Source organism: Bacteroides sp. FSHCM14E1 (assembly GCF_019633785.1).
GTDB lineage: Bacteria > Bacteroidota > Bacteroidia > Bacteroidales > Bacteroidaceae > Bacteroides > Bacteroides hominis.
In genome coordinates this window covers 54,915-67,809 of record NZ_JADKYL010000012.1, presented here as the reverse complement: position 1 = coordinate 67,809, position 12,895 = coordinate 54,915, and the positions used below count along the sequence as shown (strand labels likewise).

At 42.0% G+C, this 12,895-nt stretch carries 13 protein-coding genes and 5 tRNA genes; 16 read left to right on the top strand and 2 right to left on the bottom strand.

Going from position 1 to position 12,895, the window contains the following annotated elements:
* Positions 1-52 precede the first annotated feature (52 nt).
* Positions 53-565 (bottom strand): gamma carbonic anhydrase family protein, encoded by a 513-nt coding sequence (locus ISX59_RS16830; RefSeq protein WP_005782150.1) that lies wholly within the window; start codon positions 563-565, stop codon positions 53-55.
* A gap of 114 nt (positions 566-679) precedes the next feature.
* Positions 680-2,458 carry an aminopeptidase P family protein gene (locus tag ISX59_RS16825; protein ID WP_032539199.1) on the bottom strand — a complete coding sequence of 593 codons (1,779 nt, stop codon included), beginning with the start codon at positions 2,456-2,458 and terminating at the stop codon, positions 680-682.
* Between the two features lie 172 nt (positions 2,459-2,630).
* On the opposite strand from ISX59_RS16825, the gene rpsU reads away from it, so the two are divergent.
* The 16 genes from rpsU to rpoB all read left to right on the top strand — a co-directional run bounded on the left by rpsU (position 2,631) and on the right by rpoB (position 12,819).
* On the top strand, positions 2,631-2,822 hold the full coding sequence (gene rpsU / locus ISX59_RS16820) for a 30S ribosomal protein S21 (RefSeq protein WP_005782152.1): 192 nt from the start codon (positions 2,631-2,633) through the stop codon (positions 2,820-2,822).
* Between the two features lie 73 nt (positions 2,823-2,895).
* Positions 2,896-3,777 carry a tyrosine recombinase XerC gene (gene xerC / locus ISX59_RS16815; protein ID WP_032539200.1) on the top strand — a complete coding sequence of 294 codons (882 nt, stop codon included), beginning with the start codon at positions 2,896-2,898 and terminating at the stop codon, positions 3,775-3,777.
* Positions 3,778-3,791: 14 nt separating this feature from the next.
* Complete coding sequence (gene hpf, locus ISX59_RS16810; protein ID WP_005782154.1) at positions 3,792-4,091, top strand: ribosome hibernation-promoting factor, HPF/YfiA family; 300 nt, start codon at positions 3,792-3,794, stop codon at positions 4,089-4,091.
* A gap of 98 nt (positions 4,092-4,189) precedes the next feature.
* Positions 4,190-4,263, top strand: a tRNA-Thr gene (locus ISX59_RS16805).
* A 71-nt stretch (positions 4,264-4,334) separates the two neighbouring features.
* Positions 4,335-4,417 (top strand) — tRNA-Tyr (locus tag ISX59_RS16800).
* A 32-nt stretch (positions 4,418-4,449) separates the two neighbouring features.
* Positions 4,450-4,522, top strand: a tRNA-Gly gene (locus tag ISX59_RS16795).
* Positions 4,523-4,535: 13 nt separating this feature from the next.
* Positions 4,536-4,607: transfer RNA gene (locus ISX59_RS16790), tRNA-Thr, on the top strand.
* 50 nt (positions 4,608-4,657) lie between these two features.
* Positions 4,658-5,842: an elongation factor Tu gene (gene tuf, locus ISX59_RS16785; protein WP_005782155.1), complete on the top strand. Its 1,185-nt coding sequence runs from the start codon at positions 4,658-4,660 to the stop codon at positions 5,840-5,842.
* Between the two features lie 53 nt (positions 5,843-5,895).
* Positions 5,896-5,968: transfer RNA gene (locus ISX59_RS16780), tRNA-Trp, on the top strand.
* A gap of 14 nt (positions 5,969-5,982) precedes the next feature.
* A complete protein-coding gene (gene secE / locus ISX59_RS16775) occupies positions 5,983-6,174 on the top strand; it encodes a preprotein translocase subunit SecE (protein WP_005782157.1) in 192 nt (63 codons plus the stop codon).
* 16 nt (positions 6,175-6,190) lie between these two features.
* Positions 6,191-6,733 carry a transcription termination/antitermination protein NusG gene (gene nusG, locus ISX59_RS16770; RefSeq protein WP_005782159.1) on the top strand — a complete coding sequence of 181 codons (543 nt, stop codon included), beginning with the start codon at positions 6,191-6,193 and terminating at the stop codon, positions 6,731-6,733.
* Between the two features lie 60 nt (positions 6,734-6,793).
* Entirely contained in the window at positions 6,794-7,237 is a 444-nt protein-coding gene (gene rplK, locus ISX59_RS16765; protein ID WP_004291286.1) for a 50S ribosomal protein L11, read from the top strand.
* A 15-nt stretch (positions 7,238-7,252) separates the two neighbouring features.
* Positions 7,253-7,951: a 50S ribosomal protein L1 gene (gene rplA, locus ISX59_RS16760; RefSeq protein WP_005782161.1), complete on the top strand. Its 699-nt coding sequence runs from the start codon at positions 7,253-7,255 to the stop codon at positions 7,949-7,951.
* A 15-nt stretch (positions 7,952-7,966) separates the two neighbouring features.
* On the top strand, positions 7,967-8,479 hold the full coding sequence (gene rplJ, locus ISX59_RS16755; protein ID WP_005782163.1) for a 50S ribosomal protein L10: 513 nt from the start codon (positions 7,967-7,969) through the stop codon (positions 8,477-8,479).
* 48 nt (positions 8,480-8,527) lie between these two features.
* Positions 8,528-8,902: a 50S ribosomal protein L7/L12 gene (gene rplL / locus ISX59_RS16750; RefSeq protein WP_005782165.1), complete on the top strand. Its 375-nt coding sequence runs from the start codon at positions 8,528-8,530 to the stop codon at positions 8,900-8,902.
* Positions 8,903-9,006: 104 nt separating this feature from the next.
* The gene (gene rpoB / locus ISX59_RS16745; protein ID WP_005811391.1) at positions 9,007-12,819 is read left to right on the top strand and encodes a DNA-directed RNA polymerase subunit beta; all 3,813 of its coding nucleotides are present in this window, start codon (positions 9,007-9,009) and stop codon (positions 12,817-12,819) included.
* Positions 12,820-12,895: the final 76 nt, after the last annotated feature.

Here is a 12,895-nt window from a genome sequence, read left to right as displayed (position 1 = left end):
CTTCGGGGAACCCAGTCCCTCCGGAGGATATTTTTGTTTATCAGGTCGGGTCTTATTTATACCAATCAGAGTACATCAGGTAATTATGAGCTATTTTTTGGTTTAACTCTTTGGCTTGTTCCGGATCAACCTTTTTTATAAATTTTGCCGGTACTCCTCCCCAAATACTTCCCGGTTCGATGATGGTATTGCTGAGTACAAGTGAGCCTGCTGCTACAATCGCTCCCTCACCGATAACAGCATGATCGAGTAGGGTCGATCCCATACCGATCAATGCGTAATCTTTAATTGTCGCACCATGAATGGTTACATTATGTCCTACCGATACATGATTACCTATTTCAATCGTCGATTTTTGATAGAGAGTGTGTAATACACTCCCGTCTTGTATATTCACTCCGTCGCCAATGCGGATGGAGTTTACATCCCCTCTCAGCACGGTGCTGAACCAAATACTACAATCGCGCCCCATCTTTACATCGCCGATGATGGTGGCATTGTCGGCCAAAAAACAGTTTTCTCCGAATTCAGGAGTAAAACCTCTTACTGATTTTATTAAAGCCATAGGTTATTGATTAAAACATGTTTGAGAAATAGATGGAATCAGCATCCTATAAGATGCTGATTCACACTAATAATGATTTTGGTGACCTATAAAGGCGGTCCTTCCTTTGGTTTGTCAGATTGCGGCTGTTGCCTCTTTCAACCATATTTTTTCTTCTTCATTCAGACCGGGGGATAACTTTTCATATACTTGCCGGTGATAATCATTCAGCCAGTCTGTTTCTTCTGCGGTTAGCAACTCCTTGATTATACCCTTTTTACAGATAGGACAAAGCGTGATGGTTTCGAACCTCAGGTATTCGCCAAACAAGCCTTCACCAGCCTTGCATACCAGTGTCAGATTCTCGATTCGTATGCCGTGGCTGCCACCTTTATATACTCCGGGTTCGTTTGAGGTGACCATGCCGGGTTGTAATACAACCGGATTCTCGTTCATACGAATGCTTTGTGGACCTTCGTGCACGCTGAGGAAATGGCCTACGCCATGACCGGTGCCATGCAGGAAATTCATTTTGTGGCTCCATAATGGCATACGTGCCAGTACATCCAGTTGTGCTCCTCTGGTTCCTGCCGGAAAAACGGCCATCGCTAATGCGATGTGTCCTTTGAGGACCAGTGTATAGTCTGTCTTTTCTTCCTCTGTTAGCTCACCTAATGCAATGGTACGTGTGATGTCAGTGGTGCCATCCATGTATTGAGCTCCTGAGTCGAGTAAAAGAAAGCCTTTGGGTTGCAATGTCGCGTTGCTTTCTTCGGTTGCTGAATAATGTACAATAGCCCCGTGTTCTTTGTAACCCGCAATGGTATCAAAACTTTCGCCTACGTACAAATTCTGTGCAGCACGAAACTCGTGCAGTTTGTGATCGATGCTTAATTCTGTTTCTATTCCGGAAGGGACGGCAGACTCCAGCCATTTAAGGAATTTGACTAAGGCGACACCGTCACGCTGCATGGCTGCATGGACTCCTGCTATTTCTTGATTGTTACGGACAGCTTTCAGTAAGGCTACCGGTGCTTCTCCTCGTATGATCCGGCATTTGGGGTTTACGGAGGAAAAAATAGCATAATTGGTTTTTGCCGGATTCATCAGGATGCTGGTGCTCTTGAGATCTGATAAGTAAATTTCTGTTTCTGCGTAGTTCCGTATCTCTACTTGCTGCTCTTTTAAGTAGTTCCGTACTTCTTCAGTTACTTTCTCCGGAGCAATGAATAATATCGTGCTGTCTTCTGTAATAAGTAAATAGCTTATTACTACGGGGTTGCAATGTACATCGTTTCCGCGTAGGTTTAGGGTCCAGGCTATTTCATCTAAAGCTGATAACATAACACTTTCTGCACCCTTTTTCTTTAGCTCCGTACGAATGGATGCGATTTTTTCTGTGCAACTTTTTCCCGCATATTCAATGTCGTATACAAAGGCAGGTGATTCTGGCATAGGCGGTCGATTTGTCCATATCTCCTGCATAGGATCAGGGCAGAATATGATTTGAAGATTACTTGATGAAAGTTCGGCTTGCATATACTCCACTTGTTCCACTGAGAACATTTTTCCATCGATACCTACTGCCTCTCCCGGTTTTAATTGGGTAGACAAGAATTCTGTGATACTTGGAGTGTCCGGCAGCATCTCTTTATATAAGTCTATGCCACTTCCTTGTAACTGTTCTGCTGCTTGTAAAAAATATCTTGAGTCGGTCCAGAGTCCTGCTTTCTTTTCTGTAATCACTACCGTACCGGCTGATCCGGTAAATCCGGAAATCCATTCTCGTGATTTCCAGTGTGGTGCAACGTATTCACTGAGATGAGGGTCTGTGCTGGGGATGATGAATGCTTGAATGTTTGGTTTAAACCACATGCGTAATGCATGTATTCGTTCACTGATAGACTGTTTCATACATTATATATATTATATGTTATACTCTCCAAAGATAACTACTTTCTGTTCCTTTTGCATTGATTTTGAGAAATAATTGCCGAAAGTTTTGTGAATAAAGAAAGTATGTGTAATTTTGCGGCGCAATTTGACTGCGGAAATTTTAAACCATAACATATTTAATAGTAACAAAATGATTGTAGTACCTGTAAAAGAAGGCGAAAACATTGAAAAAGCGCTGAAGAAGTTTAAGAGAAAATTTGAAAAAACTGGCATCGTTAAAGAGTTGAGAAGCAGACAACAGTTCGACAAACCGTCTGTAACTAAAAGACTTAAGAAAGAACGTGCAGTTTACGTACAAAAACTTCAGCAAGTAGAAGATTAATAATTCGTAATTTCCTTTGAATTATTGAATTCTTTTCATACATTCGTTGCAGAATTATAGATGTAGCGATATTATGTTAGCAGATTCTTTTCTTGATTACCTCCGGTACGAACGGAATTATTCTGAGAAGACCGTACTGGCTTACGGCGAGGATATTTCGCAGTTGCAGGAGTTTGCTCAAGAGGAGATTGGGGAGTTTAATCCGTTGGAAGTGAAGCCCGAACTGATTCGTGAGTGGATTGTTTCACTGATGGATCGGGGGTATACTTCAACTTCTGTGAATCGTAAGCTGAGTTCGCTCCGGTCGTTTTATAAATATCTCCTCAGACAAGGAGAGGTGAGTATTGATCCGTTACGTAAAATAACGGGGCCAAAAAATAAAAAGCCACTTCCTTCTTTCTTGAAAGAGAGTGAAATGAATAAATTGCTGGATGACACGGATTTTGGTGAAGGGTTTAAGGGGTGTCGGGATCGTTTGATTATTGAGGTGTTTTATGCCACAGGCATGCGTCTCTCTGAATTGATAGGTTTGGATGATAAGGATGTAGATTTCTCAGCCTCTCTTCTGAAAGTAACGGGAAAGAGAAATAAGCAGCGCTTGATCCCTTTTGGGGATGAATTGAAAGAAGCGATGTTTGAGTATGTTGATGTAAGGAACAAAGTGATTTCAGTGAAGTCTGATGCTTTTTTTGTTAGAGAGAATGGCGAACGACTTTATAAGAATCTGGTCTATAATTTGGTGAAACGGAACCTTTCGAAGGTGGTAACGCTTAAGAAGCGCAGTCCTCACGTGTTGAGGCATACCTTTGCCACGACAATGCTGAATAATGATGCGGAGTTGGGTGCGGTGAAAGAGCTTTTAGGTCATAGTAGTCTGGCGACTACGGAGATTTATACGCATACCACTTTTGAAGAACTTAAAAAAGTGTATAAACAAGCTCATCCACGAGCCTAAAAAAGGAGGTAAGTATGGAAATTAGAATTCAATCGATTCACTTTGATGCAACAGAACAATTGCAGGCTTTCATTCAGAAGAAAGTGTCTAAGTTGGAAAAATATTACGAAGATATAAAGAAAGTAGAGGTGTCATTAAAGGTGGTTAAACCAGAAACTGCGGAGAATAAGGAGGCCGGAATTACGGTGTTGGTTCCAAACAATGATTTTCATGCAAGCAAAATCTGTGATACGTTTGAAGAAGCGGTTGATTTGTGTGTGGAAGCATTGGAGAAGCAGCTGGTTAAGTACAAGGAAAAACAACGAAATAAATAAAAATACCGCAAATATTTTGCGGGAAAGAAATAAATAACTAAATTTGCAGCCGTTTCGCTCGCGTTAGGACGTGACGGTTGCATTTTTTAAGTAAAAACGCCTCTTTAGCTCAGTTGGCCAGAGCACGTGATTTGTAATCTCGGGGTCGTTGGTTCGAATCCGACAAGAGGCTCAAGAATAAATCAGAATAGAAAAAGTTTGGGCGTTCTTACGCTTACTTCGAAATTCGATTTCTGTAATGAAGGGCAAATACCAGAGTGGCCAAATGGGGCAGACTGTAAATCTGCTGGCTTACGCCTTCGGTGGTTCGAATCCATCTTTGCCCACGGAGAAGACAGAGTGAAAACTTTGGCAAATTGCGGAAGTAGCTCAGTTGATAGAGCATTAGCCTTCCAAGCTGAGGGTCGCGGGTTTGAGCCCCGTCTTCCGCTCTCTCTCTATTTCGCTGTTATAGCTCAGTGGTAGAGCACTTCCTTGGTAAGGAAGAGGTCCCGGGTTCAAATCCCGGTAACAGCTCTGTAAGATGTAAATGCTGATTATTAATCAAATAAATAACAAGTAAAGCTATGGCTAAAGAGAAATTTGAACGTACCAAACCGCACGTAAACATTGGTACAATCGGTCACGTTGACCACGGTAAAACCACTTTGACTGCTGCTATCACTACAGTGTTGGCAAAAAAAGGTCTTTCTGAACTCCGCTCTTTCGATTCTATCGACAACGCTCCTGAAGAAAAGGAAAGAGGTATTACTATCAATACTTCACACGTTGAGTACGAAACAGCTAACCGTCACTACGCACACGTTGACTGTCCGGGTCACGCTGACTACGTAAAGAACATGGTTACTGGTGCTGCTCAGATGGACGGTGCTATCATCGTAGTTGCTGCTACTGATGGTCCGATGCCTCAGACTCGTGAGCACATCCTTTTGGCTCGTCAGGTAAACGTTCCGAAGCTGGTTGTATTCATGAACAAGTGCGATATGGTTGAAGATGCTGAAATGTTGGAACTGGTTGAAATGGAAATGAGAGAACTTCTTTCTTTCTATGATTTCGACGGTGACAATACTCCGATCATTCAGGGTTCTGCTCTTGGTGCATTGAACGGTGTAGAAAAATGGGAAGACAAAGTAATGGAGTTGATGGAAGCTGTTGATACTTGGATTCCGTTGCCTCCGCGCGATGTTGATAAACCTTTCTTGATGCCGGTAGAAGACGTGTTCTCTATCACAGGTCGTGGTACTGTAGCTACAGGTCGTATCGAAACTGGTGTTATCCACGTAGGTGATGAAATCGAAATCCTTGGTTTGGGTGAAGATAAGAAATCAGTTGTAACAGGTGTTGAAATGTTCCGCAAACTTCTGGATCAGGGTGAGGCTGGTGACAACGTAGGTCTGTTGCTTCGTGGTGTTGACAAGAACGAAATCAAACGTGGTATGGTTCTTTGTAAACCAGGTCAGATCAAACCTCACTCTAAGTTTAAAGCTGAGGTTTATATCCTGAAGAAAGAAGAAGGTGGTCGTCACACTCCATTCCACAACAAATACCGTCCTCAGTTCTATCTGCGTACTATGGACTGTACAGGTGAAATCACTCTTCCGGAAGGAACTGAAATGGTGATGCCGGGTGATAATGTAACTATCACTGTAGAGTTGATCTACCCGGTTGCATTGAACATCGGTCTTCGTTTCGCTATCCGCGAAGGTGGTCGTACAGTAGGTGCTGGTCAGATTACTGAAATTATCGACTAAAATTAAATATTAATCAGTTCCCGGTAGTATTATCGGGAACTGATTATGTACAAACGGGAGTAGCTCAGTTGGTAGAGCACCGGTCTCCAAAACCGGGTGTCGGGAGTTCGAGCCTCTCCTCCCGTGCTAATATTTATGAAATGAAAAAAGTAGTAGCTTATATTAAAGAATCTTACGACGAACTTGTTCATAAAGTGTCGTGGCCTACGTATTCAGAACTAACTAACAGTGCGGTAGTTGTTTTATATGCTTCCCTGCTTATTGCATTGGTAGTGTTCGCGATGGACTTCTGTTTCCAGAATTTTATGGAAAAAATAATTTATCCACATTAAAAAAAGAGGAATTACGATGTCTGAGATTGAAAAGAAATGGTACGTTTTGCGTGCTATTAGCGGAAAAGAAGCTAAGGTAAAAGAGTATCTTGAAGCTGATATTAAAAACAGCGACCTTGGCGAATATGTGTCTCAGGTATTGATTCCTACCGAAAAGGTATACCAGGTTCGCAATGGTAAAAAAATTGTGAAAGAAAGAAGTTATCTTCCTGGTTACGTTTTGGTGGAGGCTGCTTTGGTTGGTGAGGTTTCTCACCATCTGAGAAATACTCCTAATGTGATAGGTTTCTTGGGAGGTTCCGATAAACCGGTTCCCCTCAGACAGTCGGAAGTGAATCGTATACTTGGTACAGTGGACGAATTGCAAGAAACGGGTGAAGACTTAAATGTTCCGTATATTGTAGGTGAAACTGTAAAGGTTACTTTTGGTCCTTTTAGCGGATTCAGTGGTATCATTGAAGAAGTGAATAGTGAAAAGAAGAAACTAAAGGTCATGGTAAAGATATTCGGGCGTAAAACACCGCTTGAATTAGGCTTTATGCAAGTGGAAAAGGAATAACGCAGAATTGTTACGCTGTAGTTGTCCTTCGTTTAATGTTATATATAAATCAATAAAAAAATGGCTAAAGAAGTTGCTGGACTAATCAAATTACAGATTAAAGGAGGCGCGGCAAACCCATCACCTCCCGTTGGACCTGCATTAGGTTCTAAGGGAATCAACATCATGGAGTTTTGCAAGCAATTCAACGCCAGAACCCAAGACAAGGCAGGTAAGATTTTGCCTGTTATCATTACTTACTACGCAGATAAGTCTTTCGATTTTGTAATCAAGACTCCTCCCGTTGCCATTCAGTTGCTTGAAGTGGCTAAGGTAAAGAGTGGTTCTGCTGAGCCTAACCGTAAGAAAGTTGCCGAGATCACTTGGGAACAGGTTCGTACGATTGCTCAGGACAAAATGGTTGACTTGAACTGTTTTACTGTGGAAGCTGCCATGAAAATGGTTGCAGGTACAGCTAGAAGTATGGGTATCGCTGTAAAAGGGGAGTTCCCGGTTAATAATTAATAAACTTCAATTGTAATGGGTAAACTGACAAAAAATCAAAAGTTAGCTGCAGGAAAAATTGAAGCAGGGAAAGCATACTCACTGAAAGAAGCTGCATCTTTGGTAAAGGAAATCACTTTTACTAAGTTTGATGCTTCATTAGATATTGATGTACGTTTAGGTGTTGATCCACGTAAAGCAAACCAAATGGTGAGAGGTGTTGTTTCACTTCCTCATGGAACTGGAAAGCAAGTACGTGTGTTGGTACTTTGTACACCGGATGCTGAAGCTGCTGCAAAAGAAGCTGGTGCTGACTATGTTGGTCTTGACGAATATATTGAAAAGATCAAAGGTGGATGGACTGATATTGATGTGATTATCACTATGCCATCTATCATGGGTAAAATTGGTGCACTCGGTCGTGTGCTTGGTCCTCGTGGATTGATGCCTAACCCGAAGAGTGGTACCGTAACTATGGATGTTGCTAAAGCTGTAAGAGAAGTAAAACAAGGTAAGATCGACTTCAAAGTTGATAAGAGCGGTATTGTTCATACTTCAATTGGTAAGGTTTCATTCACTGCAGAGCAGATTCGCGATAATGCAAAAGAATTTATCTCTACATTGAACAAGTTGAAACCGACTGCAGCCAAGGGTACATATATTAAGAGTATTTATCTTTCTAGTACAATGAGTGCGGGTATCAAAATTGACCCGAAATCAGTAGAGGAAATCTAATAAAACAGAGTAACAATGAGAAAGGAAGATAAAAATACGATTATTGAGCAGATTGCTGCTACAGTACAGGAATATGGTCACTTCTATTTGGTAGATACAACAGCTATGAACGCTGCTGCAACAAGTGAATTGAGAAGAGCTTGTTTCAAGGCTGACATCAAATTGATGGTAGTTAAGAACACACTCCTCCACAAAGCGCTTGAAAGCATTGAAGGTGATTTCTCTCCTCTTTATGGTTCTTTGAAAGGTACGACAGCTGTGATGTTCTGCAATGTTGCAAACGCACCTGCAAAACTGATCAAAGACAAATCTAAAGATGGCATTCCGGGACTGAAAGCTGCATATGCAGAAGAAAGCTTCTATGTTGGTGCTGACCAGTTGGATGCTCTCGTAGCTATTAAGAGTAAAAATGAAGTTATTGCCGATATCGTTGCCCTGTTGCAATCACCGGCCAAGAATGTTATTTCTGCTCTTCAATCAGGTGGCAACACCCTTCACGGAGTTCTCAAAACTCTTGGTGAAAGATAATTATAACACATTTTATTTAGTAAATTAAACATTAAAATCATACAAAAAATGGCAGATTTGAAAGCTTTTGCAGAACAATTAGTTAACTTGACAGTAAAAGAAGTTAATGAACTTGCAACTATCCTTAAAGAAGAATATGGTATTGAACCTGCTGCTGCAGCTGTAGCTGTTGCTGCTGGTCCTGCAGCTGGTGCTGCTGCCGCAGAAGAAAAGTCTTCTTTCGACGTAGTATTGAAGAGCGCTGGTGCAGCTAAACTTCAGGTTGTTAAAGCCGTTAAAGAAGCTTGTGGTCTTGGCTTGAAAGAAGCTAAGGACATGGTAGACGGTGCTCCTAGTGTAGTAAAAGAAGGTTTGGCTAAAGACGAAGCAGAATCATTGAAGAAAACATTGGAAGAAGCTGGAGCTGAAGTTGAACTTAAATAACATTAGCCTGGTAATCAGGTAATTCGGTTAAGAATCCTTCACAAGAGGATTCTTAACCTTTTTGTGTATATATTTAAAATTAAGTTCTCCAAATTCATTGACAGATGTCTTCAAATACTGTAAATCAAAGAGTTAATTTTGCTTCGACTAAGAATCCGCTTGAATATCCGGATTTCCTGGAAGTACAATTGAAGTCATTCCAAGACTTTCTACAACTAGATACCCCACCTGAGAAGCGTAAAAAAGAGGGATTGTATAAAGTATTTGCTGAAAACTTCCCAATTGCCGACACAAGAAACAATTTTGTTCTTGAGTTTCTGGACTATTATATTGATCCGCCGCGCTATACCATTGATGATTGTATAGAGCGTGGGCTTACATATAGTGTCCCATTGAAAGCGAAACTCAAGCTTTACTGTACAGACCCCGATCATGAGGATTTCGATACAGTGATTCAGGATGTGTTCCTTGGTCCTATCCCTTACATGACTGATAAGGCAACTTTCGTCATCAATGGTGCTGAACGTGTAGTTGTGTCGCAGCTTCACCGTTCTCCGGGCGTATTCTTCGGTCAGAGTGTACATGCCAATGGTACAAAATTGTACTCGGCCCGTATCATCCCGTTCAAGGGATCATGGATTGAGTTTGCTACCGACATCAACAATGTGATGTATGCTTATATCGATCGTAAGAAGAAGTTACCTGTTACTACGCTGTTAAGAGCTATTGGCTTTGAGAATGACAAAGACATTCTTGAGATTTTTAACTTGGCTGAAGATGTAAAGGTTAACAAAACAAATCTCAAGAAGGTAGTAGGTCGTAAATTGGCTGCACGTGTCTTGAAAACCTGGATTGAAGATTTCGTTGATGAAGATACCGGTGAAGTTGTTTCTATCGAGCGTAATGAAGTCATTATCGACCGTGAAACAGTGATCGAACCGGAACATATAGATGAAATAATTGACTCGGGCGTTCAAAACATCCTTATTCATAAGGAAGAGCCGAATCAGTCCGACTACTCTATTATATATAATACCCTTCAGAAAGATCCGAGTAACTCGGAAAAGGAAGCTGTGCTGTATATCTATCGCCAATTGCGTAATGCAGATCCGGCTGATGATGCCAGTGCCCGTGAGGTTATCAATAACCTGTTCTTTTCTGAAAAGCGGTATGACCTTGGTGATGTAGGGCGTTACAGAATCAACAAAAAGTTGAATTTGACGACAGACATGGATGTGCGTGTCCTCACCAAAGAAGATATTATTGAGATCATTAAATATCTGATTGAGTTGATTAACTCTAAAGCAGATGTGGATGATATTGACCACTTAAGTAACCGTCGTGTACGTACTGTAGGCGAGCAGCTGTCTAATCAGTTTGCTGTCGGTTTGGCACGTATGTCGCGTACTATTCGTGAACGTATGAACGTTCGTGATAACGAGGTGTTTACTCCGATTGATTTGATCAACGCAAAGACTATTTCTTCAGTGATCAATTCGTTCTTCGGAACTAATGCATTGTCTCAGTTTATGGACCAGACAAACCCGTTGGCTGAGATTACTCACAAGCGCCGTATGTCTGCCCTTGGTCCTGGTGGTCTGTCTCGTGAACGTGCCGGATTTGAGGTTCGTGACGTTCACTATACGCACTATGGACGTCTTTGTCCGATTGAGACACCGGAAGGTCCGAACATCGGTTTGATTTCATCACTTTGCGTGTTTGCTAAGATCAATGACCTTGGTTTCATTGAAACTCCTTACCGTAAAGTAGATAATGGTAAAGTAGACCTTTCTGAAAACGGACTTGTCTACCTGACAGCTGAAGAAGAAGAAGCCAAGATCATTGCACAGGGTAATGCTCCGCTGAATGATGATGGAACATTTATTCGCAATAAGGTTAAGTCTCGTCAGGATGCCGATTATCCGGTTGTAGAACCTTCAGAAGTAGAGTTGATGGACGTTGCTCCTCAGCAGATTGCTTCTATTGCTGCATCTTTGATCCCATTTCTTGAACATGATGACGCTAACCGTGCTTTGATGGGATCGAACATGATGCGCCAGGCAGTTCCGTTGTTGAGAAGCGAAGCCCCGATCGTAGGTACAGGTATCGAGCGCCAGTTGGTGCGTGATTCACGTACTCAGATTGCTGCTGAGGGTGATGGTGTAATTGATTTTGTTGATGCTACTACTATTCGTATTCTGTACGATCGTACTGAAGATGAAGAGTTTGTAAGCTTCGAACCTGCATTGAAAGAATACAGGATTCCGAAGTTCCGCAAAACGAACCAAAATATGACTATTGACCTTCGTCCGATCTGCAATAAAGGTGATCGTGTGACAAAAGGTCAGATTTTGACAGAAGGTTATTCTACCGAGAATGGTGAGCTTGCTTTGGGGAAGAACCTGCTTGTAGCCTACATGCCTTGGAAAGGTTATAACTATGAGGATGCTATCGTGTTGAACGAACGTGTAGTTCGCGAGGACTTGCTGACTTCAGTTCACGTAGAAGAGTATTCACTCGAAGTTCGTGAAACCAAGCGTGGTATGGAAGAGTTGACTTCCGATATCCCTAATGTTAGTGAAGAAGCCACTAAGGATCTTGATGAGAACGGTATTGTACGTGTTGGTGCACGCATTCAGCCGGGTGATATACTAATTGGCAAGATCACTCCGAAAGGTGAATCTGATCCTTCTCCGGAAGAAAAATTGCTTCGTGCCATTTTTGGAGATAAAGCGGGTGATGTGAAAGACGCTTCTTTGAAAGCATCCCCTTCATTGAAGGGTGTGATCATTGACAAGAAGTTATTCTCTCGTGTCATTAAAAACCGTAGTTCTAAGTTGGCCGATAAGGCATTGCTTCCAAAGATTGATGATGAATTTGAATCTAAGGTAGCAGACTTGAAACGCATTCTGGTGAAGAAACTGATGGCATTGACCGAAGGTAAAGTATCTCAAGGCGTGAAAGACTATCTGGGTGCCGAAGTTATTGCCAAAGGTTCTAAGTTCAGTGCATCAGATTTCGATTCACTTGATTTCACCGCAATACAGTTGAGCGACTGGACTAATGATGATCATGCGAACGGTATGATTCGTGATTTGATCCTGAACTTCATCAAGAAGTACAAAGAGCTCGATGCAGAACTGAAACGTAAGAAGTTTGCTATCACAATTGGTGATGAACTGCCTGCAGGAATCATCCAGATGGCGAAAGTATATATTGCTAAGAAACGTAAGATTGGTGTAGGTGATAAGATGGCAGGTCGTCACGGTAATAAAGGTATCGTGTCACGTGTTGTTCGCCAGGAAGACATGCCATTCCTGGAAGATGGTACTCCGGTGGATATTGTATTGAACCCGTTGGGTGTACCTTCACGTATGAACATTGGTCAGATTTTTGAGGCTGTCCTCGGACGTGCCGGAAAGAATTTGGGTGTAAAGTTCGCTACACCGATTTTTGATGGTGCAACTCTTGACGACTTGAACGAATGGACAGATAAAGCTGGCTTGCCTCGCTATTGCAAGACTTATCTTTGCGACGGTGGTACAGGAGAACGCTTTGACCAACCAGCAACTGTAGGTGTTACTTATATGTTGAAACTCGGTCACATGGTTGAAGACAAGATGCACGCACGTTCTATCGGTCCATACTCATTGATTACTCAGCAACCTCTTGGTGGTAAAGCTCAATTTGGTGGTCAGCGTTTCGGAGAGATGGAGGTTTGGGCACTCGAAGGTTTCGGTGCATCACATATTCTCCAGGAAATCTTGACAATTAAGTCGGATGATGTTGTAGGACGTTCTAAGGCTTATGAAGCAATTGTGAAGGGCGAACCTATGCCGCAGCCGGGTATCCCTGAATCTTTGAACGTGTTGTTGCACGAGTTAAGAGGATTGGGGCTGAGCATCAATTTGGAATAATGAACTAATGTGCCAATATGCCAATGTACCGATTAAGGTACATTGGCTGTGGCATTTCATAATTAGCATGTTTTCT